A 20389-nucleotide genomic window follows, 5' to 3' on the forward strand; every position below is an offset into this window, starting at 1 on the left:
GGGGACACACCCTCGCATCGCGTCTATCCGTCGCCGGCCGGCCACCGCAGGCGGCCCAGGGCGCCGATCACGAGGGTGACCTTCCCGTCGTCGCGCAGACAGGTCAGCAGCGTGTGGCCGCATCCACGGCAGAGGAGGATGACTCCCGCCGGATCGAGCTCGGCGATCGCATCGGCGAGTTCGGCTTCCCGGTCGCAGTGCGCGCATGCCGCTCGCGCGGTGGTCATGTCCCTGCCGAAGAGCTCGAGCAGCATCCCGCCTGCGGCGTTGCCGTCGACTCTTGTGCGATGGCCGGGGTGGGCAGCGTCCATCAGGCACCTCCGAAGCGCTCTGTGCGGATCCGTTCGGGCGGATGCCCCGCCGCGACGAGCAGGTCTGCGACCGCCTCGACGAAGCCCGTCGGCCCGCAGACGTAGACCGAAGGGTGCTCTGTGGCGGGGATGGTCGAGGTCGCGATCGTCGCGGCATCCACCCTGCCGGCTGGTCGGGCGGAGTCTGTCGGAGCCGATCGGCTGTACGCCCAGTCGACGAAGAAGGCGTCGTCGGCGAGGTCGTCGAGTTCGTCTGCGTAGAACGCGTCGCCGGCCGAACGCACCGCGTACAGCAATCGCATCGGTGCGGGGCTGCCCGTGCGCGCATGCTGCCTCGCCATCGCGATGAGCGGAACGACTCCCGACCCGCCGGCGATCAGCTGCACCGGCTCCGTCTGAGCGGAGGTCCACACGAAGTAGGCGCCGATCGGACCACGGACCTCCAGCTCGTCTCCCGCGCGCACATCCTCGACGAGATACGGAGAGACCTCTCCCTCGGGCACTTCATCGACGGCGAGCTCGAGCAGGTCGCCGTCACCGGACGATGCGAGGGAGTACGACCTGACCGCCTGATACCCGTCTTCTGCGGTCAGGCGCACATCGACGTGCTGACCCGCCAGATTCCCCGGCCACCCGTCGACCCGCAGCTGAAGCACGCGACCGTGGGGCGTGGGGTTTCGCGTCTCGACGACTCTGGCGACCAGCCACAGCGGTGCGGAAGTCACCAGTAGCGCTCCTCTTTCCAGGGATCTCCGTACATGTTGTAGCCGTTCTGCTCCCAGAATCCGGGTTCGTCGTTGTCGAGCAGGTCCAGACCGTGCACCCACTTGGCGGACTTCCAGAAGTAGAGGTGGGGGACGAGCAACCGCGCGGGTCCGCCGTGCTCTGCCTCGAGCGGCTGGCCCTCGAACTCGAACGCGATCCACGCTTTGCCGCCGGTGAGGTCGGCACGAGGAACGTTCGTCGTGTATCCGCCGTACGAGAACACCCGCGTGAAATCGCCGTCTCCCGCATCCTGCAGCAGGTGATCGAGCGAGACTCCCCGCCACTGGGTCCCGAGCTTCGACCAACGGGTCACGCAGTGGATGTCTGTGGTGATGGTGTCGACAGGGAGCGCCTGCAGTTCGTCCCACGACCAGGTGCGACGGATGCCGTCGAGACCGACCACGGCGAACTCCCACGTGTCGGTGGAGACGCGCGGCGTCGGCCCGGCCGAGAGCACAGGGAAGTCCTCGGTGAGGTACTGGCCCGGGGGGAGGCGATCGTCCGACTCGCGTCGCCGTGCTCCGAAACCGCGGGAGATCACACCCATGATCTTCTTCTTTCGTTCGGTCGGAGCGGGCTCCCGACTCCGCTCGCGGGAGGCACCTGCCGTGTGGGACCGATTCTAGGGCGACTGCGGATCGGCGCGCCTTAATCATTTTTTACTCATAAACGTGTGCTTCATGCTAGCTTCACTCGTAAAACAGTTGATCAAGCCACGGAGTCACATTGCTGAGTAGTTTCGCTGTTTCTGCTGATTCCACTCAGCCTGACGACATCCCCGCCTCGCCCGAGAAGCTGGCGCGCGACAACATGCCGCTCGCGACCTTCCTGGCTGTGGAGAAGGCAAGATCGGCGACGCACGTCGACCTCGACGATCTGCTCTCCGCCGCACGCCTGGGCCTCGCCCGCGCTGCGATGTCGTATGACCCGGCACGTGGCATTCCGTTCGGTGCATTCGCGAGCAGTCAGATCAACTGGGCGATGCTGTCGGAGATGCGTCGAGCAGACCCGGCCGGCGAACGCAGTCGCGACAAGATCGAACGCGTGCGGGTCGCCGCCGAGACCGTGCTCGCGCGCACCGGCCGCGTCGCGACCACCGCGGAACTCGCACGAGAGTCGGGATTCACGGTCGAGGTCGTGGCCGAGATGATGAAGCTCGACGAGATGGTGCGTACCGCGACCAGCTTCGAGGAGCACTTCGACGTCGAGACCGGGCGTCAGGCAGCCGACCTCACCGACAGTGTCATCCTGCCCGAGCACGCGGTCGAGCAGTCGGAGATGCGGGCCATGGTGAATCGCGTCATCGACGCACTGCCGGCGGCGATGCGGCAGGTCGTCCGCGGGATCTACCTCGAAGACCGGATGGTCAAGGACATCGCCGAAGAGCTCGAGGTCAGCCACGCGTACGTGTCGAAGGTCCGCTCGCGAGGTCTCGCCCTGATGCGCGAGGCCATGGAGGCCTGGGAGAACGGCACGACGGGCGACCGATCGACCAAGGCGCGCGCAGAGTTCTTCGAGGCTCTGTTCGGCCCGGTCCGCGCAGAGACCCGCGACCGGTCGAGCGAGCTCCTCGCCGCCGTGTGACACGACCGCCCGAATCTTCTCCACCGGTGGTTACGTCGGCGGCGCATGTCGCGAATGTCGGTTGTGCAGGCCCACGGATGGGCCCGCGTCCAGCCCCATAACCACGGAGGAATTCTCATGGGTCTTCAGATCGCAACCAACGTCGGTGCACTCAACGCGTACCGCAACCTCTCTGTCAACCAGAACGACGTCTCGAAGTCGCTCGAGAAGCTCTCGAGCGGTCTGCGCATCAACCGCGCTGCCGATGACGCCGCCGGCCTCGCCATCTCCGAGGGCCTGCGTTCGCAGGTCAACGGCCTGAACGTCGCAGCCCGCAACGCTCAGGACGGCATCTCGGTCATCCAGACCGCAGAAGGCGCGCTCACCGAGGTCCACTCGATCCTGCAGCGCGTCCGTGACCTCGCCGTCCAGGCGGGTTCTGACTCGAACAACGCCGACTCGCGCACCGCCATCAAGACCGAGATCGACTCCCTCGGAGACGAGCTCACCCGCGTGGCCGCCAGCACGAACTTCAACGGGATCAAGCTGCTCAGCGGCGGCGACACCCTGACGTTCCAGGTCGGCGCAGGCTCGGAGGCCGCCGAGGACCAGATCGCGGTCACCCTGACCGACTTCACCGATCTGGGTGCCGACATCAAGGCGCTGACGGTCGACACCGCGGCCAACGCGCTCACCACGATCGCGGCGCTCGACACCGAGATCACGAACGTCTCGACGGCTCGTGCCGGCCTCGGTGCCGTGCAGAACCGCTTCGAGTCGACGATCAACTCGCTGCAGGTCTCGGCCGAGAACCTGGCCGCAGCGAAGAGCCGCATCGCGGACACCGACATGGCGGCCGAGATGGTCAAGTACACCGCCTCGAACATCCTGCAGCAGGCCGGCACCGCCATGCTCGCGCAGGCGAACCAGTCGGGCCAGGGCGTCCTGCAGCTTCTCCGTTGAGTCGCTGCGCCTGAGGCGCATCAGGCGCCCGGGCGGAGTCACCTCCGTTCGGGCGCCTTCCTGTAGGACACCCCCGACCACACCGCACGGAAGACGACCGGGATGAAACTCGACGGACTCGTATCAGGGCTCAAGACCGAAGAGCTCATCAAAGCGCTCATGGACGTCTCGGCGATCCCGAAGACGCTCATCACGAACAAGATCGCGGACCGCAACTCGATCATCACGAACCTGCAGTCGCTCAACACGACGCTGCAGGAGCTCGTCGCCAAGGCCAAGACCGCCGCGGCGCCCTCCTCGCTGGCCTCGTTCACGGCCTCCTCGTCGTCTGAGACCGTCACGGTGACGGCCGGCGCGAAAGCCACCGCGTTCTCGACGGACATCGTGGTCGATGCCGTCGCCACCTCGCACTCCATCGTCACGGCTTCCGGAGGATCCACGGCATGGGGCGGTGCCTTCACCCTCGTCGGCTCAGACGGGGAGGCGATCGAGGTCACCCCGCTCGGCACCGGGCCGCAGGATCTCGCGAAGGCGATCAACGCCTCGAAGGCCGGAGTCAGCGCCACCGTCGTCCCGGCAGGAACGGATGCCGACGGCAAGCCGCTGTCGCGCATCCAGCTCACCTCCATCGAGACCGGTGCCGCCGGTGAGTTCACCGTGCACAGGGGCACGGCGGCCGACGTCGCCGCAGGCACCTCGACGGATCTCGGCGCCGAGCCCGGTGCCGCTGTCATCACCCAGGGGGCGGATGCCCGCATCCGTCTGTTCGCCGGGACCAGCGCCGAGCAGACGCTGAACAGCGCCAGCAACACGATCAGCGTGGGGGAGGGCATCGAGGTCACGGTCACGAAGCCCAGTGCTGATCCTGTGACCGTGACCGTGGCTCGGGATGCGAAGAAGCAGACCACGACCGCCGAGACGTACGTCAAGGAGATCGCCGCACTGCTGACCCGCATCGACAACGGATCGAAGGCGACGGTCGGAGGAGTGGGCGAATCCACCACGCTCGGCGTGTTCACCGGAGACAGCACCGTTCGCAACCTCCGCGGCGCTCTCGCGAACGCGATGCAGCATCCGGTCGACGGAGTCTCGCCGTCGACGATCGGAATCTCGATCAGCGACAAGGGCGTGCTCTCGTTCGATGCCGAGAAGTTCGGCAAGGCCCTCGCCGAGGATCCCGAGAAGACTCAGGAGCTCTTCTCGGCTATCGCCGGTCGCGTCGAAGGGGTCACAGATCAGTACTCCGACAAGTACGACGGGCTGCTCACTCAGCGCATCACGGGTCAGGAGACCGAGGTCAAGACTCTCAAGACTCAGGTCGAGCGATGGGACGTCCGGCTGGAGCAGAGGCAGGCGACGCTCGAGCGCACCTATGCGCAGCTCGAGGTCCAGCTGTCGAAGCTGCAGTCGCAGTCGTCGTGGCTCACTTCGCAGCTCGCAGGCCTCAACAACACGACGACGTCGTGACCTGAGCACCGCCACCACCATCGCATCGGAGATCAGAACCATGCCCATCACCTCTCTCGACCGCGCAAAGCAGCAGTACCTCGAACAGCAGGTCGCCTCGGCCACGCCCGAACGCCTTCTCGTGCTGCTCTACGACCGCCTGCTGGTCGACATCGAGCGCGCAGACGCCTCGCAGGATTCCGGAGACTGGGCGGCCGCGGGGAATCACCTCGTGCACGCCCAGCAGATCGTCGCCGAGCTGAACAGCTCCCTCACCGATGAGTGGGACGGATCCGCAGAGCTGCGTGGCGTGTACACCTACCTCACGGGCCGCCTGATCACCGCGAACATCGCTCGCGATCGGGTCGCCACCGCAGAATGCCGCGATCTCGTCGTTCCGCTGCGCGAGGCCTGGCATGCGGCGGCCGCGGCGATCACCTCGGGCACGCAGACGCCCATCACGGCACTGGCCTGAACGCCCGTGTCCGACAACCTCTCGGCCTGGCTGACGGTGCTCGATCAGTTCGAGCGGGCTCTCGACGCTGCCGACGAGCAGCTCGATGAGCAGTCCTTCGACGCGCCTCCCGGTCCCGTGCCCGAGGAACTGCGCGAGCGCGCCGAAGCTGTGCTCGCGCGCCAGCAGCTCATGATCGGCGGACTCGTCACCTCGCGCGCTCACGTCGCGCGCGAGATCGCCGCACTGCGGCGGGTGCCGACCTCCAGAACCGACGCACCCGCGTATCTCGACGTCGAGGGTTGAGCCTCGCGGTTACGTGACCGCTCAACTGTCGCGATAGTCCACACAGAGCACGGATCGCTCGACGATTGGCCAGGGATCGGCCTCTCCACCAACGTCCGGAGTGCCCCCGTGCTCGAATCCGTCACCTCCTCTGCGCTGATCAGCGCCCTCGACGGGCTGGCCCTGCGCCAACGCTCGATCGCCGAGAACATCGCCAACGTCAACACGCCCGGCTACCAGGCCCAGCGCGTCCGGTTCGAGGACGAGCTGCGCTCCGCCGTCGACAGCGGTTCCGGCACTGTCGGGGCGACGGTCGAGCGATCGCTCGAGCCGACCAGGTTGAACGGCAACAACGTCAATCTCGACACCGAGACCCTGTCGAACATCGACACCGTGCTGCGGTTCCAGTTCGCGAGTCAGGCGATCGGCGGCCAGGCGTCGTCGATCACCAAGGCGATCGGGCAGGCCTCCGCATGACCTTCGACGCGATCGGCATCGCCGGCACCGGCCTGACCGCGCACCGCAAGTGGCTCGACGCGCTCAGCGACAACATCGCGAACGTGAACACGGCCACCCCTGCGGGCCAGGAGGCCTTTCGAGAGAAGTTCGTCACCGTGCAGGCCGGCACGGAGAGCCCTGGCGTGTACGTCGCAGGCGTCGTCGAATCCGATGCCGAGGCCAAGCTCGTGTACGACCCCGAGCACCCCTACGCGAACGAGGACGGCTACGTGCAGTACCCGAACGTCGAGCTCGGCGACCAGATGAGCATGCTGATCCTCGCGCAGCGCGGATACGAGGCGAACGCGGCTGTCGTCGATCGGGCGAAGACGACCTATGAGGCCGCACTGCAGATCGGCCGCAACTGATGTCGGGCGTCGAGGCCGTCACCGCAGCGGGCGTCACGCCGCTCGCGCCGCTCAGCTTCGAGACGGGTCCGGAGGCAGCCGGTGCGACGGCGTCGGGGAACACCTTCGCGACATCGCTCTCGGGTGCCGTGGAGAACCTCCAGCAGCTGCAGTCGTCATCGAACGAACTGGCAGTGCAGGCGGTGACCGGCGACCTGCAGGACATCCATCAGGCCATGATCGCCTCGACGCGCGCCTCCGTGACGCTCGATCTGGTGGTCGCCGTTCGTGATCGCAGCGTCTCGGCGTTCAACGAGATCATGAGGATGCAGGCCTGACGATGCCCAAGATGCTCACGAGCTACTACGACCGCGCCAAGCTGGTCGTCTCAGGATTCACGCTCGCACAGCGCACGATCGCCATCATCGGCGTCGCGCTGCTCGTGATGGGTGCTATTGCGCTCGGCGCGTGGCTCACCAAGCCGCAGATGAGTCCGCTGTTCACCGGACTGAGCGCGGGCGACGCCTCGGCCGTCGTCGAGCAGTTGAAGTCGGCGGGCGTGGGCTACGAGCTCACCGAGGGGGGCGCGACCATCCTCGTGCCCGACGACCAGGTGTACCCGCAGCGTCTCGCAGCGGCATCCGCAGGTCTTCCCGGCGATACGAGCGAGGGCTACACGCTGCTCGACGACATGGGGGTGACGGCGAGCGAGTTCCAGCAGTCGGTCACCTACAAGCGCGCCATCGAGGGCGAACTGGCGGGCACGATCGGCGCGATGGAGGGCATCTCCACCGCATCGGTGCAGCTCGCGATCCCCGAGGAGAGCGTCTTCGTGTCGGAGCGGCAGAGCCCGACGGCATCCGTGTTCGTGAAGACCCGCAACGGATCGTCCCTCAGCGACGAGAAGATCGAGGCCATCGTGCACCTCACGAGCGCCGCCGTGCCGGGAATGACCCCGGAGAGCGTCGCTGTGACCGATCAGGACGGACGAGTGCTCTCGGCTGTCGGCGCCGGACTCACCGGCAACTCGTCGAAGCAGGCGACGGAGCACGAGGCGAAGGTCGCCGCATCGGTCAGCAAGATGCTCGAGACGATCGTCGGGCCCGGAAACGCCACCGTGACGGTGTCGGCCGATGTCGCGAACTCCACGTCGGAGCGCATGGACGAGACGTACTCGGCCCCCGAGGGCGAGCTGAGCGCCTCGGAGGAGACCAAGACGGAGACGTACAACGGCGGTCAGGCCGGCGGCACCGGCGTGCTCGGCCCCGACAACATCGCGGTCCCGAACAACGCAGACGGCACCGGCGCCTACGAGTTCGAGGAGACGTCGCGCAACAACGCCGTGAACAAGTCGACGGAGAAGACCATCACCCCGGCAGGAGAGGTGACGAGGCAGACGGTCAGCATCGCGCTGAACCGGGGAACCGTCACCGGGGTGACGGCGAACCAGATCGAATCACTCGTGGCATCGGCCGCCGGCATCGATGTCGAGCGCGGCGACGAGATCGCCGTCGAATTCGTCGAGTTCAACGAGGCGGGAGCGACCGCGGCGGCGACCGCACTCGCGGCGGCAGAGGCCGAACGTGAGGCGCAGTTGCAGCAGGAGCTGCTGCGGTCGGCGATCATCGGCGGATCGATCCTGCTGGCCGTGATCATCCTGATCGTCTTCCTCGTCGTGCGCCGCAAGATGAAGCGGCGGGTGCTGTACACCGACGACGGGCCGATCGAGTACTTCGCCACCGTCACCGAGAGTGAGGAGCAGAAGCTCCGCTCGCTCAGAGGGCTGAAGGAATCGGAGGCGATCGTCGCGCCGGCACCCACCACGCTGCTGCCGTCGGCATCGGTAGACCTCGATGACGAGCCGGAACCGGACAAGGTGCTGGTCGAGCGCAGACGGCGCGAGATCGATGATCTGGCGAAGCGCGAACCCGACACCATCGCCAGCGCACTGGCCGACCTGATGGACGAGGCGACGGTATGAGCGCGCTGACCGAGTTGCTGGATGCGCAGGCGGACACCGTCGAGGTATCCACGGCAGTCGCGCCCGCCGCTGTTCCCGCGCCGGAGATGAGCGGCCTGCGCAAGGCCGCGATCGTGCTGATGAACATGGACCGCGCTGCCAGCGCCGAGGTGCTGCGTCACCTCGGCGAGGAGCGCTCCGAGATGCTCGCGGCCGAGCTGACGCAGCTCGGGGGAGTGGACGTCGCCTCGACGGCTCGCGCCCTCGCGGAGTTCCGACGCATCGCCACCGGCGGCTCGGTGCCGTCGCGCGGCGGCCAGGAACTCGCCACCGGACTGCTCGAGACGGCGTTCGGCCGCGAGAAGGCGGTCGGGATGGTCGGCCGGGTGATGTCGCAGGGCTCGGTGTCGTTCGACTTCCTCAACGCAGCCGACCCGGCCCAGCTCGCCACGATCATCGAGGGCGAGCTGCCGACGACGGTCGCGGTGGTGCTGGCGAATCTGCGAGCCGATCGCGCGGCGGCCGTGCTGGCCGCTCTGCAGGACCCGCTGCGCACCGATGTCGCGCAGGCGATCGCGACGATGGGCACTGCGACCCAGGAGGCGATCTCGATCGTCGCCGACTCGCTGCGCTCTCGCACCGGCGTCTTCGCGATGCGTGACAACCACGAGTCGATCGGCGGCGTGCAGCCTCTCGTCGAGATCATCAACAGGTCGGACACAGCCCTCGAGAAGTCGCTGCTCGCGAGTCTCGAAGGGCGCGATCTGGCGCTGGCCGAGGACATCCGCAGCCGCATGGTCACGTTCGCCGACATCGCTCGTCTCGAAGACCGCGACGCCCAGCGGGTGCTGCGCGGGATCGACCTTCGCATGCTCGCGCTCGCGCTGAAGGGCGCCGACGAGCAGATCACCGACAAGGTCAAGGGCAACATGACCGAGCGCAACCAGGAGAACCTCGCCGAGGAGACCCGGGTGCTGGGGCCCGTGCGCATGCGTCAGGTCGACGAGGCCCGCGCCGAGATCGTGCGCATCATCCGCGACCTGGAGGCCGCGGAGGAGATCACGATCTCGCGTGAAGACGAGGATGAGCTCATCGAGTGATCCCTCTGACGGCAGGAGATTCGGCCGCGGCGGTTACGGCTGCAGACGGGCGTCGCGATAGTGGGCGGGGAGCACGGATCGCTCGACCTACGGGCCACGGACAGGCCTCGCCCTTCGATTCCGAGGTGTCCGCCGTGCTCGATTCCGCCTTCACGCCGCTGGTCGTGCCGCGCGTCGGCGAGACTCCCATCGACCTCCGAGGCGAGGTCGACCGCGCTCGCACCCGGGGCTACGCCGACGGCTTCGCCGAGGGGCGCAGGCTCGCACTCGACGAGGGAGAGGCGCAGCGCGCAGAGCAGCAGCAGCGGATGCAGGAACTTCAGGAGCTGTACCTGCACGAGCGAGGCTCGGGTCTGCGCGCGTTGGAGGCCGCGCAGGCGGCGCTCGATCAGCGCATCGACGAGCTGAGCACACTCGCTGCCGACCGCATCGAGGAGCTCGCGGTGGTGCTGGCCACGACGATTCTCGGAGCGGAGCTGTCGGATCCTGCGCGGTCCGCCGCTCACGCGCTTCGGCGGGCCCTGGCCGAGATGCCGGCGGACCGGTGGACTCATGTCGCCTTCAGCGTGCAGGATGCCGGTGTCCTGCAGGAGGAGGCGTCGACGATCGACGCACTCCGCGGCATCCGGATCTCGGCCTCCCACGCCGTGGACAACGGCGGCGCGATCGTGGAGATCGAGAACGGGGCGGTCGACACGCGCATCTCCGCGGCGCTCGCCCGCGCGGCTGCAGCACTCGAGGGCGACGACCAGGATGCCGAGGTGCTCCTGTGATCACCGAGACGCGGTCGTGGCAGCGCGCCCTCTCGGCCGCGCGCCCCGAGCGCTCCGGCACGGTGAAGGCGGTGCGAGGACTCGGCGTGGAGGTGCTCGGCATCGACGGCGCGGTGGGCGACCGCATCCGCATCGACGCGGTGGATGGCCGCCCGGTCGACGCAGAGATCGTCGCCGTCGACGGAGCTTCCGCCCGCTGCATGCCCCTCGGCAGACTCGACGGGATCACCGCTCGTGCCCGGGTGCGACACGGGGGAGCTCCGCTGCAGGTGCCGACGGGACGAGCGCTGCTCGGACGCGTGCTCGACGGACTCGGTCGACCGATCGACGGCAAGGGGCCGCTCGACAGGAGCGCCGCTCTCGTCTCACTCGATCACGATGCGCCGAGCGTTATGGACCGCCAGCGCATCGACAGACAGCTCGGACTCGGCGTGCGCGTGCTCGACACGATGACACCGGTGGGGTCGGGGCAGCGCCTCGGCCTCTTCGCGGGGTCGGGTGTGGGCAAGTCGTCGCTGATGTCGATGATCGCCCGCGGGTCCACCGCAGATGTGAACGTCATCGCCCTCGTCGGTGAGCGTGGTCGCGAGGTGCGGGAGTTCCTCGAAGACGACCTCGGGCCCGAGGGTCTGGCGCGCTCGGTGGTGATCGTCGCGACCTCGGACCAGCCGGCGATGGCACGGCTGCGCTCGGCGTTCGTCGCCACGCGGATCGCCGAGGGCTTCCGTGACGACGGGCTCGACGTCGTGCTGATGATGGACTCGTTGACACGCGTCGCCATGGCGCAGCGCGAGATCGGGTTGAGCGCCGGCGAACCGCCCGCCACTCGGGGATATCCGCCATCGACGTTCTCGGTGCTGGCCCGGCTGCTCGAGCGTGCCGGAACGGACCCTGTCGGGTCGATCACCGGTCTCTACACGGTGCTCGTCGACGGCGACGACCACAACGAGCCGATCGCAGATGCCGCCAGAGGAATCCTCGACGGGCACGTGGTGCTCGACAGGGCGCTCGCGATCCGCGGGCACTTTCCGGCCGTCGACGTGCTCGGGTCGGTGTCTCGCGTCGTGTCGAAGATCACCACGCCGGAGCAGCGTCGGCACGCAGTGACGCTGCGCAGCGTGCTGGCGGCCCGGCGCAGCGCGAACGACCTGATCGAGATCGGCGCCTATCGACAGGGAGCAAATCCGATGGTCGATGCCGCGCTCGCTCATGAGGGTGCGATCTCCCGTTTCCTCACCCAGAGCATGGACGACTTCGCCTCATCCGACGACTCCTGGCAGCAGCTCGCCGCCCTCACCACCGACTTCGGAGGACTCACCCCATGACCTTCCCACTGGCTGGTCTGCTGCGTGTGCGCGGCGCCCAGGAGCGTGTCGCCGCCGAGCACCTCTCGCGGGCGAGCGCAGAACGGGCGCAGGCCGAGACCGCTGAGCAGACCGCGATCACGAGCCTCTCCGACATCAGCGCGCAGATCGATGATCCTCGGGCGCTGATGGCCATGGCTGCGGCCCGCGCCGCGGGGCGCAGCACGCTCAGCGATCTGCAGGCGCTGGTCGAGATGAGGCGCAGCGCCGAGTCCGAGGCGAGATCTGCGCACGTCGAAGCGCGACGCGATCTGAAAGGGCTCGAGCGCCTCGAGACCACCCACCGCGTCGAGACCGCCAAAGCCGAGCTCGCGGCCGAGCAGACCGCGCTCGATGAGATCGCCGTCGTGCGCACCTCACGACGTGAGGGGAGCGCGGCGTGACCGGGCTCGCAGCGGTGATCGCCCGCGTCGACGCGATCGAGACCCAGATCGTGTCGTTGGATCCGGTGGGGCGTGCGGCTGCAGCGGCGGCGAAGGCCGAGGCGACCGCAGAGACGTCGGCGGCCAGCTCGACGACGTTTGCCGGAGTGCTGGAAGCGGCCAAGGCAGCCTCGACCACCGCGACCACGCCGACCACCGAGTCCGCTGCGGCGTCGGCTGCCACCGGTGCGTCCGGCGGAGAGAGCGCCGACGTCATCGCGGCGCTCCAGACCCTGTTCTCGGCGAACGCCTCGGGTGCCGGCGGATCGACTCCGTCGATGCAGAAGATCATGGAGATGCTCGGATGACCGCGGTGGGCCTGCTCGCGACCATCCCCGGTGCCGGTGCCGGTGCGGGTGCCGATTCCGGCGAGGCGGACACCGGGGGTCGAGCGTCAGCAGACTCGGTTTCGCTGTTCGGAGATGCCCTCACCGCAGCAGGTCGGGCACTCGACGGAACGTCTGACTCGGGCACGGCGATGCCCGACACGGGCGGGCCGCGCAGGCCGACGACGGAGGTGTCAGCGGCACCAGACCGCACGATCGATCCACGGGCGGCGATCGCGGCCATGACTCACCTGGTCGCATGGTCGGCTCCGGTGACCCCGGACTCCTCTGCGACGACCCCGCAGGCGACGACCCCGCTTGCCACGACGTCCGAGATCACGGTTCCGGCAGCGACGGCTCCGGACGCGATGGCCGAGACGATGCCTGGCGCGGCCCAGGTGACTCCTGGAGAACCGGCGAGCGCAGCCGTCGCGACGGATGCAGCTCCGGCTGATGTCGAATCGGCGGCGCCGACGAGTCGATCTTCCGAGACGGCGCCTGTGCCGGCTCCGACTTCGACTCCCGCGCCAGCGCCCGCTTCGGCGGCGGCTTCGGCGAGCGCGACGGTCGACGTCGGCGAGCGTGGTGAAGTCCGGACCCAGCAGGGCAGACCCGAGGGCGCGGTTCGAGAGGTCGGTTCTCAGACAGCGGCGACTTCTCAGGAGCCAGCCCACGGCGGTACCGATCCCTTGCCGTCGTCCGGTCCGAGCGCGGCCGCGCTTCGGCCCGAGCCGCTTTCTCGGCAGCCCCTGAACGTGCTGCCGTCCGTGGTCGGCGCCCCCGCACCCGGGGTCGGCGGCTCTGCGGAGCAGCAGATGGCGAGCGACGCGGGAGACCCGCCGCAGGGGGCACAGCCGGTGTCCGCGACGGCCTCGCTCGCGCCGGTCGCTCCCTCCGTCGCGACGGTCACCCCCGCCCCGTCGCTCGATGCCACCACCACCGCGAATCGTGCGGTGGTCGCCCAGGTCGCACCGGTGGTCGTGAGCATCGCACAGCGTCCGATGGGCACTCACCAGCTCACGATGACGGTGAACCCCGACACTCTCGGCCCCGTCACCGTGCGCGCGCACATCACTGCATCCGGCGACGTGCAGGTCGAGCTCAGCGGTGCGACCGACGCCGGGCGCGACGCGCTGCGCACCATGCTCGTCGAGCTGCGCCGTGACCTCGCCGCAGTGATGCCGCATGCCACTCTGAGCGTCAACCACGGCACGTCCGCTGATGCCTCAGCCTCCGGCGACCGAGGTCACCAGGCTGCGGGCGATGCGCAGACAGGACAGGGTGCAGGCGATCGCGATGCGAACCGCGGCCGACCCGACCACCGCCGCGGAGTCGAGCAGGCCCCCGATCTTCCCCACACCATCCAGACCACGCCCTCTGCCGCCTCCGGCGCGGGGCTCGACATCTTCGCCTGAGAGGACGACCGAATGACTGTCGACGCCGTGAGCGCCCCGAGCTCGATCCACACGGGAGGCACCACCGACCCCGCAGCCCGCAAACAGGTGCTCGACGGAGAGGTGTTCCTCAAACTCCTGGTCACCCAGCTGACGCACCAGGATCCGTCGAGCCCGATGGACACCAACGAGATGATCTCGCAGACCACCCAACTGGCCATGATGGAGCAGCTGACGGCACTCGCCGACAGCGGTGCCGAGGCGTTCGCCCTGAACATGCGTCAAGCGGCGAGCGCCCTCATCGGCCAGGAGGCGAGCTACAAGGATGCCGACGGCAAGACCGTCTCGGGCGTCGTGACCAAGGTCTCGTTCGACGGCCCCGTCCCGCAAGTGACCATCGGCGACAAGACCGTCGCGCTCGACGTCATCACCGGCGTCACCACCGCACCAAGCACCCCCGCGCCGACCACCCCGGCACCGACCACCCCCGCTGCGCCCACCCCCGCCGCAGTCTGATCTCCGTCTCACCCCAGGAAGAGAGAACCCCATGCTCCGCTCGCTCTACTCCGGAATCTCCGGCCTCCGCTCGCACCAGACCATGCTCGACGTCACCGGCAACAACATCGCGAACGTCAACACGGCCGGGTTCAAGGGCTCGTCCGTGCTGTTCCAGGATTCGCTGTCGCAGCTCATCGGCAACCCCGGCATCCCCGACGACGAGGTCGGCGGTCGCAACCCCGCCCAGGTCGGTCTTGGCGTGCAGGTCGCCGGCGTGCGCACCAACTTCGCGCAGGGCTCGGCGCAGGCGACCGGCCGAGGAGGCGACCTCATGATCTCGGGCGATGGATTCTTCGCCGTCCGGTCGGGTGGCGAGACCCTGTACACCCGCGCGGGCGGATTCTCGTTCGACCCCACGGGCAAGATGGTCACCGCAGACGGCTCGGTGGTGCAGGGCTGGTCCGCCCAGGACGGCGTGGTCAACACCGGCCAGGCGACGGGCAACATCGTGCTCCCGCTCGATGCGGTGTCGCCCGCGAAGGCGACGACCGCTGCGACCGTCACCGGCAACCTTCCGTCTACGGCGGCGACCGGCGATGAGCTGGTGCGCGACGTCACCGTCTACGACGCGCAGGGCACGCCGTCGACTCTCAGCCTGACCTTCACGAAGACGGCGACCGGATGGGACGTCACCGAACCTGCGAGCGGTGCGACCGGGTCGCTGGCCTTCACCGACGGCAAGCAGACCGGAGCGGGCCTCACGCTCACCGCCGGCGCTGTGAGCGTCGACCTCGGTTCGGTCACGGGCTACGCGGAACTGTCGACGGTCGCCGTGTCCGACCAGGACGGATCGGCCGCCGGCACCTTGAAGTCGTACAGCATCACCGGTGACGGATCCATCGTCGGCACGTTCAGCAACGGTGCGACCCAGACGCTCGGCAAGATCGCCATGGCGACGTTCGCCAACCCCGAGGGTCTCGAGAAGGCCGGCGGAACGGCATACCGGGCATCCGTCAACTCCGGGGCCGTGCGCATGGGCGAGCCGGGGCAGGCCGGGTTCGGCAACCTCGTCTCGGGTGCGCTGGAGATGAGCAACGTCGACCTCTCGCAGGAGTTCACCAACCTGATCGTCGCGCAGCGCGGCTTCCAGGCCAACGCGCGCATCATCACGACCAGCGACGAGGTACTTCAGGAGCTCACCCAGCTGAAGCGCTGACACTGACGGACCCGGCGCCGGCTCGCGGCGCCGGGGTTCCGTGCGGAACGACCCGGCGACTCTGGGTGCGCGCTGTCGCGAGGCGAAGGGCGAAGCGCAACCCCTGGCGCCGGGGTCGGGTGGGCGAGAAGCTGGGACCATGCGCTTCGTCCGGCGGTACCCCGTGATCATCATCACCGCCGTGGTTCTCGCTGGTGTGCTCACTCTGCACATCGTCGGCATGGACGCCGTCGGACTATGGATCGCCACTGCCTACGTCGGAGCGTTCGTCGTCTGGACGATCGTCGGGATGGTGCGGGACGTGCTTCGCGGGCACGTCGGGCTCGACATCCTCGCGGTCGTGGCGATGGTCGCCACGCTTGCGGTCGGTGAGTACATCGCGTCGCTCATCATCGTCCTGATGCTCGCGGGTGGCGAAGCGCTGGAGCACTTCGCGGGACGCCGCGCGAAACGAGATCTCTCGGCGCTGCTGGATCGGTCTCCGCGCATCGCCCATGTCCTCATGCATCCGCTGGCACCGGACTCGGAGGAGGTTCGGGATGTCGCGGTCGACAGCGTGTCGGTCGGCGACACGCTGCTGGTGCGCCCGGCCGAGATCGTGCCGATCGACGGCGTGCTGCTTTCGGAGTCGGGGGAGTTCGACGAATCGTCGCTCACCGGCGAGAGCATGCCGGTGGCTCGCGATGCCGGGGGAGAGGTGCTGTCCGGAGCGATCAACGGAGCACGGGCCGTGCGAATCCGCGCACTGCGATCGAGCGCCGACAGTCAGTACCAGCAGATCGTGGCGCTCGTGCATGCAGCCGAAGAATCGCACGCCCCGGTCGTGCGTCTCGCGGATCGTTTCGCGATTCCGTTCACCGCAGTCGCACTCGTGCTGGCCGGCACCGCATGGGCGATCTCCGGCGACTCGACGCGGTTCGCCGAGGTGCTCGTGCTCGCAACCCCGTGTCCTCTCCTCATCGCGGCTCCCGTCGCATTCCTCGGCGGGCTCTCCCGGGCGGCCAAGACCGGAGTGATCATGAAGGGCGGTGCAGTGATCGAGCAGCTGGCTCGCGTGCGGTCCGCGGCCTTCGACAAGACGGGCACTCTCACGCAGGGGCGACCCGACCTCGTCGATGTGCGCCCAGCCACCGGGATCGATGCAGACGAGCTGCTGATGCTCGCGGCATCCGCCGAGCAGTATTCGTCCCATGTGCTCGCCGAAGGAATCCGCCGCGCCGCTGCCGAACGTGGCCTCGCTCTGCATCGCTCCGACGACGCGAGCGAGGTCGCGACCAATGGGGTGGTGGCCGTCATCGACGGTCGCACCATCGTCGTCGGCAAGCCCGCCTTCGTCACCTCGCTCGCCCCCGACACCGTGCGGGCGACTCTCGGGACGGGTGAAGCCGCGGCCTACGTGGCGATCGACGGTCGGTTCGGAGGCGTCCTCATCCTCGCGGATGCGCCGCGACCGGAGGCGCCCGCGGTCGTGTCCTGGCTCCGCGCTCACGGCATCGAGCGCATCATGATGCTGACCGGAGACGCCCGATCGACCGCGGAATCCGTCGCGGGCGAGGTGGGGATCGACGATGTCCACGCGGAGGTCCTCCCACCGGAGAAAGTCAGGCTCGCCGCCGACCTCCGTCCGCGACCGATGATGATGGTCGGCGACGGAGTCAATGACGCGCCAGTGCTTGCGGCCGCCGACATCGGGGTAGCGATGGGCGCGCGAGGGGCGACGGCCGCGGGCGACGCCGCTGACGTCGTCATCCTCGTCGACTCGTTGACGAAGGTCGTCGATGCGGTCGCCATCGGACGACACACACTGCGTGTGGCGCTCACCGCGATCTGGATCGGTATCGGGCTGAGCGTGGGGCTCATGCTCATCGCGATGACGGGGATCATCCCGGCGGTCGCGGGCGCTCTCGTCCAGGAGGCGGTCGACCTCGCGACGATCCTCTATGCCCTCCGCGCACTCGGAGGTCCATCCACCGGACTCGTCGCCCTCGAGCGCGAGAGGACTCGTTCCGCCGTCGCCACCGTCACGGATGGCTTCGGCGGGGCCTTCGGCCCTGCCGGTGCGTCAGCAGTCGGTATCGAATGGAAGCAACGAAAGGACGAACCATGATTTCACCGAGCGACGAGGGCCGGCCGGACGTGAGTATGACGGCTGGATCCGAATCACACCCGGGCACGACTGATGTCGAGGCATCCGTCGGCGTCGAGAATCTGCTGACGGAGGAGTGCTGGCGCCACCTCGGGGCCGAGTCCTTCGGCCGCCTCGCGATCACCGGACGAGACGGCGCCCCTGACATCTTCCCCCTGAATTACACCGTCTATGACGGATCGATCTACTTTCGATCTGCGCCGGGTTCGAAGCTTGCCGCGATCATCCTTCATCCGGTCGTCGCGTTGGAGATCGACGGAGAGGAGTCGGGGTTCCAGTGGAGTGTGGTCGTGCATGGTGGGCTGCGGCGCCTCGACAGCGACCAGGAGATCCACGATTCGGGTGTGAAGTTCTTGGCGTCCCAGAGCCCGACGGCGAAGTACAACTACGTCTGCATCGAGCCCACCTCAGTTTCGGGGCGCCGGTTCATCGACAGGTCCGGCGGCAGTACCGGAACGCGTGCGGGTGCGATCGCGAAGCAGCCGATCGGCGCCCAGGAGCCGACGCGACCCATGGATGACACGGCGCCTCGAAACCACCGTGAGTCTCGCGACGCCGTGCGCCGTCTGCCGATCACGCACTTCCCTCCGTTCCGCTGACGCGGAGACCGTCATGAGTGGACCGGCCGCCCGGTTACCGGGGGATGGCCGCGTCGCGATAGTCGGCGCAGACTTCCCCCTCTCGTCCGAAGCCCGGAGACCCCACCCGATGATCATCGTCACCCGCCTCGACCGCACCCGGTTCGCGGTGAACCCCGACCTGATCGAGCGCATCCAGGCGTCACCGGACACGACGCTGCACATGGTCGACGATCGCGTGTACGTGGTCGTGGAGGACCTGGACGTCGTGATCGACCTGATCGTCGCCTACCGTGCGCGCGTCCTCGGCGCGGCCCACGTTCTGACCTCGCAGACGGGGGCGTGACCGTGGATCCCGCGTTCATCATCGGCGTCATCCTCGCGTTCGGCGCGCTGGTCGCCATGATCACGATGGAGGGGGCGAGCTTCGAGGCTCTGCTCATCCCCGCGCCGATGATCCTCGTGCTCGGGTCGACGATCGGGGTGGGCATCGCCAGTCACACTCTGCGTGACACGATCCTCGCGGTGAAGAGCCTGGGCCGCATGGTCCGCGGACCGAAGTCGACGCCGGAGGCGGTCATCCCGTTCCTCGTGGGCTACGCCGAGAAGGCGCGCGGTGAGGGGCTGCTCGCGCTCGAGCAGGAGCTCGACAGTGCACCGGACGACTTCACGAGGCAGGCGCTGCAGGCTCTCGCGGACGGAACCGATGCGGAGGATCTGCGCATGGTGATGGACGACGAGATCGCCGCAGCATCGTCGCGAAGCCGAATCGCCTCGAAGTTCTTCGGTTCCTTGGGCGGATATGCGCCGACCATCGGCATCGTCGGCACGGTGGTCTCGCTGACACACGTGCTCGAGAAGCTCGACGAACCCGACCACCTCGGTCCGATGATCGCCGCGGCCTTCGTCGCGACGCTCTGGGGCCTGCTCTCGGCGAACTTCATCTGGAACCCCATCGCCGGCCGACTGGGCAGGATCGGGGCCGTCGAGCTCGAGAGGATGACCCTCGTCTCGGAGGCGATGCTCGCGATCCAGGCCGGCAGTGCGCCCCACCTCCTGCAGGAGCGACTCGAGGCGCTGTCGACCGTCAAGCCGAAGGCCGGCAAGCAGAAGCGTGAGCCGGAGCCGGCAGAGGGCGTCCGGTGAGCACAGCCCGTCGGGCTCGCGGTCGCGGGCATGAGGATGACTCGCACGACGAGCCGGACGAGCGCTGGGCCGTCTCGTACGCCGATATGGTCACCGTGCTGATGTGCCTGTTCATCGTGCTGTTCGCGGTGTCGAACGTCGACAAGACGAAGTTCGAGATGCTCGCGAACAGCCTGGCGACGGGTTTCGGGCAGGAGAGCACCGAGGGCGGCGCCGACACGGCAGAGGGAATGATCGTGCCGCCGGAGCTGCAGGACGACGACGGCGTGGTCGACCTCGCCGCCCGTGCGGAAACCGAGTTCGAGACGCTCGTGGGCCTGCGTGATCGCATGAGCACATCGCTGGCGGCCCAGGGATTGCAGGACACCGTGCAGTTCGTGATCGACGATCGGGGACTCCAGGTCGGGCTCGTCGGCGCCGAGACATTCTTCGCCGACAACAGCACCGATCTCTCGGCCAAGGCGGATGCCGTGCTCGACAACATCGGCGACGTGCTGGCCACGGTCGACAACCAGGTCAGCGTCGAGGGGCACGCCGACCACAGAGTGTCGGCCGCTCCCTTTCCGACCAACTGGGAGCTCTCGGGAGGGCGCGCGACCCAGGTGGCTCGATTCCTGGTCGAGCACGAGGGCCTGGGAGGGCCACGCGTGAAGGCGACCGCGTTCTCCGACACTCGACCCATCGTGCCCGGCGACAGCCCCCAGGCACTCGCGAGCAACCGCAGAGTCGACATCGTCGTCGAGTCGAACGAGGAAGAGCAGGTGAGAGCGCTGATCCCCGCGCTCGCGGCTGCCGCGAACGAATGAGTGCTCACGTGAACACCACCGTCGAGGA

General features: G+C 68.3%; 25 protein-coding genes. 22 read left to right on the forward strand and 3 right to left on the reverse strand.

Annotated features, from left to right (window positions below; all coding sequences use genetic code 11):
* Window positions 1-23: 23 nt before the first annotated feature.
* The 3 genes from ACLKOY_RS01800 to ACLKOY_RS01810 are packed head-to-tail and all read right to left on the reverse strand — an operon-like array spanning window position 24 to window position 1623.
* Window positions 24-311, reverse strand: a complete 288-nt coding sequence (locus ACLKOY_RS01800; protein WP_436452181.1) for a DUF6510 family protein — start codon at window positions 309-311, stop codon at window positions 24-26.
* Window positions 311-1036, reverse strand: a complete 726-nt coding sequence (locus ACLKOY_RS01805) for a ferredoxin reductase (protein ID WP_436452182.1) — start codon at window positions 1034-1036, stop codon at window positions 311-313. The genes ACLKOY_RS01800 and ACLKOY_RS01805 overlap by 1 nt, the downstream gene beginning before the upstream one ends.
* The gene (locus ACLKOY_RS01810; protein WP_436452183.1) at window positions 1033-1623 is read right to left on the reverse strand and encodes a sulfite oxidase-like oxidoreductase; all 591 of its coding nucleotides are present in this window, start codon (window positions 1621-1623) and stop codon (window positions 1033-1035) included. Before ACLKOY_RS01810 ends, ACLKOY_RS01805 begins: the two co-directional genes overlap by 4 nt.
* 179 nt (window positions 1624-1802) lie before the next feature.
* On the opposite strand from ACLKOY_RS01810, the gene ACLKOY_RS01815 reads away from it, so the two are divergent.
* The 22 genes from ACLKOY_RS01815 (at window position 1803) to ACLKOY_RS01920 (ending at window position 20361) form a co-directional block, all read left to right on the forward strand.
* Window positions 1803-2660, forward strand: coding sequence for a sigma-70 family RNA polymerase sigma factor (locus ACLKOY_RS01815; RefSeq protein ID WP_436452184.1), 858 nt, complete (start codon window positions 1803-1805; stop codon window positions 2658-2660).
* Window positions 2661-2777: 117 nt separating this feature from the next.
* On the forward strand, window positions 2778-3602 hold the full coding sequence (locus ACLKOY_RS01820) for a flagellin (protein ID WP_363570160.1): 825 nt from the start codon (window positions 2778-2780) through the stop codon (window positions 3600-3602).
* 102 nt (window positions 3603-3704) lie between these two features.
* The gene (gene fliD / locus ACLKOY_RS01825) at window positions 3705-5069 is read left to right on the forward strand and encodes a flagellar filament capping protein FliD (protein WP_436452185.1); all 1365 of its coding nucleotides are present in this window, start codon (window positions 3705-3707) and stop codon (window positions 5067-5069) included.
* A 40-nt stretch (window positions 5070-5109) separates the two neighbouring features.
* On the forward strand, window positions 5110-5523 hold the full coding sequence (gene fliS, locus ACLKOY_RS01830; RefSeq protein WP_436452186.1) for a flagellar export chaperone FliS: 414 nt from the start codon (window positions 5110-5112) through the stop codon (window positions 5521-5523).
* 6 nt (window positions 5524-5529) lie between these two features.
* Complete coding sequence (locus tag ACLKOY_RS01835; RefSeq protein WP_140037251.1) at window positions 5530-5808, forward strand: hypothetical protein; 279 nt, start codon at window positions 5530-5532, stop codon at window positions 5806-5808.
* A gap of 108 nt (window positions 5809-5916) precedes the next feature.
* Complete coding sequence (gene flgB / locus ACLKOY_RS01840; RefSeq protein ID WP_436452187.1) at window positions 5917-6264, forward strand: flagellar basal body rod protein FlgB; 348 nt, start codon at window positions 5917-5919, stop codon at window positions 6262-6264.
* The gene (gene flgC / locus ACLKOY_RS01845) at window positions 6261-6653 is read left to right on the forward strand and encodes a flagellar basal body rod protein FlgC (protein ID WP_042537476.1); all 393 of its coding nucleotides are present in this window, start codon (window positions 6261-6263) and stop codon (window positions 6651-6653) included. The genes flgB and flgC overlap by 4 nt, the downstream gene beginning before the upstream one ends.
* On the forward strand, window positions 6653-6970 hold the full coding sequence (gene fliE, locus ACLKOY_RS01850; RefSeq protein ID WP_363570169.1) for a flagellar hook-basal body complex protein FliE: 318 nt from the start codon (window positions 6653-6655) through the stop codon (window positions 6968-6970). Before flgC ends, fliE begins: the two co-directional genes overlap by 1 nt.
* A gap of 2 nt (window positions 6971-6972) precedes the next feature.
* Entirely contained in the window at window positions 6973-8613 is a 1641-nt protein-coding gene (gene fliF / locus ACLKOY_RS01855) for a flagellar basal-body MS-ring/collar protein FliF (RefSeq protein ID WP_436452188.1), read from the forward strand.
* Entirely contained in the window at window positions 8610-9692 is a 1083-nt protein-coding gene (gene fliG / locus ACLKOY_RS01860; RefSeq protein WP_436452189.1) for a flagellar motor switch protein FliG, read from the forward strand. Before fliF ends, fliG begins: the two co-directional genes overlap by 4 nt.
* A gap of 134 nt (window positions 9693-9826) precedes the next feature.
* A complete protein-coding gene (locus ACLKOY_RS01865) occupies window positions 9827-10465 on the forward strand; it encodes a FliH/SctL family protein (RefSeq protein WP_436452190.1) in 639 nt (212 codons plus the stop codon).
* The gene (locus ACLKOY_RS01870) at window positions 10462-11790 is read left to right on the forward strand and encodes a FliI/YscN family ATPase (protein ID WP_436452191.1); all 1329 of its coding nucleotides are present in this window, start codon (window positions 10462-10464) and stop codon (window positions 11788-11790) included. The genes ACLKOY_RS01865 and ACLKOY_RS01870 overlap by 4 nt, the downstream gene beginning before the upstream one ends.
* A complete protein-coding gene (locus tag ACLKOY_RS01875) occupies window positions 11787-12212 on the forward strand; it encodes a hypothetical protein (RefSeq protein WP_363570178.1) in 426 nt (141 codons plus the stop codon). The genes ACLKOY_RS01870 and ACLKOY_RS01875 overlap by 4 nt, the downstream gene beginning before the upstream one ends.
* Complete coding sequence (locus ACLKOY_RS01880) at window positions 12209-12559, forward strand: hypothetical protein (protein WP_436452192.1); 351 nt, start codon at window positions 12209-12211, stop codon at window positions 12557-12559. The genes ACLKOY_RS01875 and ACLKOY_RS01880 overlap by 4 nt, the downstream gene beginning before the upstream one ends.
* A complete protein-coding gene (locus ACLKOY_RS01885; protein ID WP_436452193.1) occupies window positions 12556-13992 on the forward strand; it encodes a hypothetical protein in 1437 nt (478 codons plus the stop codon). Before ACLKOY_RS01880 ends, ACLKOY_RS01885 begins: the two co-directional genes overlap by 4 nt.
* 12 nt (window positions 13993-14004) lie before the next feature.
* Window positions 14005-14487: a flagellar hook capping FlgD N-terminal domain-containing protein gene (locus ACLKOY_RS01890; protein WP_436452194.1), complete on the forward strand. Its 483-nt coding sequence runs from the start codon at window positions 14005-14007 to the stop codon at window positions 14485-14487.
* 31 nt (window positions 14488-14518) lie between these two features.
* Entirely contained in the window at window positions 14519-15685 is a 1167-nt protein-coding gene (locus ACLKOY_RS01895; protein WP_436452195.1) for a flagellar hook protein FlgE, read from the forward strand.
* Between the two features lie 139 nt (window positions 15686-15824).
* Window positions 15825-17792, forward strand: coding sequence for a heavy metal translocating P-type ATPase (locus ACLKOY_RS01900; RefSeq protein WP_436452196.1), 1968 nt, complete (start codon window positions 15825-15827; stop codon window positions 17790-17792).
* Entirely contained in the window at window positions 17789-18430 is a 642-nt protein-coding gene (locus tag ACLKOY_RS01905) for a pyridoxamine 5'-phosphate oxidase family protein (protein WP_436452197.1), read from the forward strand. Before ACLKOY_RS01900 ends, ACLKOY_RS01905 begins: the two co-directional genes overlap by 4 nt.
* A 109-nt stretch (window positions 18431-18539) precedes the next feature.
* A complete protein-coding gene (locus ACLKOY_RS01910) occupies window positions 18540-18755 on the forward strand; it encodes a flagellar FlbD family protein (RefSeq protein ID WP_436452198.1) in 216 nt (71 codons plus the stop codon).
* Window positions 18752-19555 (forward strand): motility protein A, encoded by an 804-nt coding sequence (locus ACLKOY_RS01915; protein ID WP_436452199.1) that lies wholly within the window; start codon window positions 18752-18754, stop codon window positions 19553-19555. Before ACLKOY_RS01910 ends, ACLKOY_RS01915 begins: the two co-directional genes overlap by 4 nt.
* Window positions 19552-20361, forward strand: a complete 810-nt coding sequence (locus ACLKOY_RS01920; protein ID WP_436452200.1) for an OmpA/MotB family protein — start codon at window positions 19552-19554, stop codon at window positions 20359-20361. Before ACLKOY_RS01915 ends, ACLKOY_RS01920 begins: the two co-directional genes overlap by 4 nt.
* Window positions 20362-20389 lie beyond the last annotated feature (28 nt).

The organism is Microbacterium sp. K2 (assembly GCF_051365005.1).
Lineage (GTDB): Bacteria > Actinomycetota > Actinomycetes > Actinomycetales > Microbacteriaceae > Microbacterium > Microbacterium foliorum_B.

Bases quoted from the DNA above. Each gene is read 5' to 3' on its own strand.
- ACLKOY_RS01875 (WP_363570178.1), top strand. From the start codon at position 11,787: ATGACCTTCCCACTGGCTGGTCTGCTGCGTGTGCGCGGCGCCCAGGAG.
- ACLKOY_RS01890 (WP_436452194.1), top strand. From the start codon at position 14,005: ATGACTGTCGACGCCGTGAGCGCCCCGAGCTCGATCCACACGGGAGGC.
- ACLKOY_RS01885 (WP_436452193.1), top strand. From the start codon at position 12,556: ATGACCGCGGTGGGCCTGCTCGCGACCATCCCCGGTGCCGGTGCCGGT.
- ACLKOY_RS01895 (WP_436452195.1), top strand. From the start codon at position 14,519: ATGCTCCGCTCGCTCTACTCCGGAATCTCCGGCCTCCGCTCGCACCAG.
- fliD (WP_436452185.1), top strand. From the start codon at position 3,705: ATGAAACTCGACGGACTCGTATCAGGGCTCAAGACCGAAGAGCTCATC.
- fliF (WP_436452188.1), top strand. From the start codon at position 6,973: ATGCCCAAGATGCTCACGAGCTACTACGACCGCGCCAAGCTGGTCGTC.
- fliE (WP_363570169.1), top strand. From the start codon at position 6,653: ATGTCGGGCGTCGAGGCCGTCACCGCAGCGGGCGTCACGCCGCTCGCG.
- ACLKOY_RS01810 (WP_436452183.1), bottom strand. From the start codon at position 1,623: ATGGGTGTGATCTCCCGCGGTTTCGGAGCACGGCGACGCGAGTCGGAC.
- flgC (WP_042537476.1), top strand. From the start codon at position 6,261: ATGACCTTCGACGCGATCGGCATCGCCGGCACCGGCCTGACCGCGCAC.
- fliG (WP_436452189.1), top strand. From the start codon at position 8,610: ATGAGCGCGCTGACCGAGTTGCTGGATGCGCAGGCGGACACCGTCGAG.
- ACLKOY_RS01820 (WP_363570160.1), top strand. From the start codon at position 2,778: ATGGGTCTTCAGATCGCAACCAACGTCGGTGCACTCAACGCGTACCGC.
- ACLKOY_RS01910 (WP_436452198.1), top strand. From the start codon at position 18,540: ATGATCATCGTCACCCGCCTCGACCGCACCCGGTTCGCGGTGAACCCC.
- ACLKOY_RS01900 (WP_436452196.1), top strand. From the start codon at position 15,825: ATGCGCTTCGTCCGGCGGTACCCCGTGATCATCATCACCGCCGTGGTT.
- ACLKOY_RS01800 (WP_436452181.1), bottom strand. From the start codon at position 311: ATGGACGCTGCCCACCCCGGCCATCGCACAAGAGTCGACGGCAACGCC.
- ACLKOY_RS01905 (WP_436452197.1), top strand. From the start codon at position 17,789: ATGATTTCACCGAGCGACGAGGGCCGGCCGGACGTGAGTATGACGGCT.
- fliS (WP_436452186.1), top strand. From the start codon at position 5,110: ATGCCCATCACCTCTCTCGACCGCGCAAAGCAGCAGTACCTCGAACAG.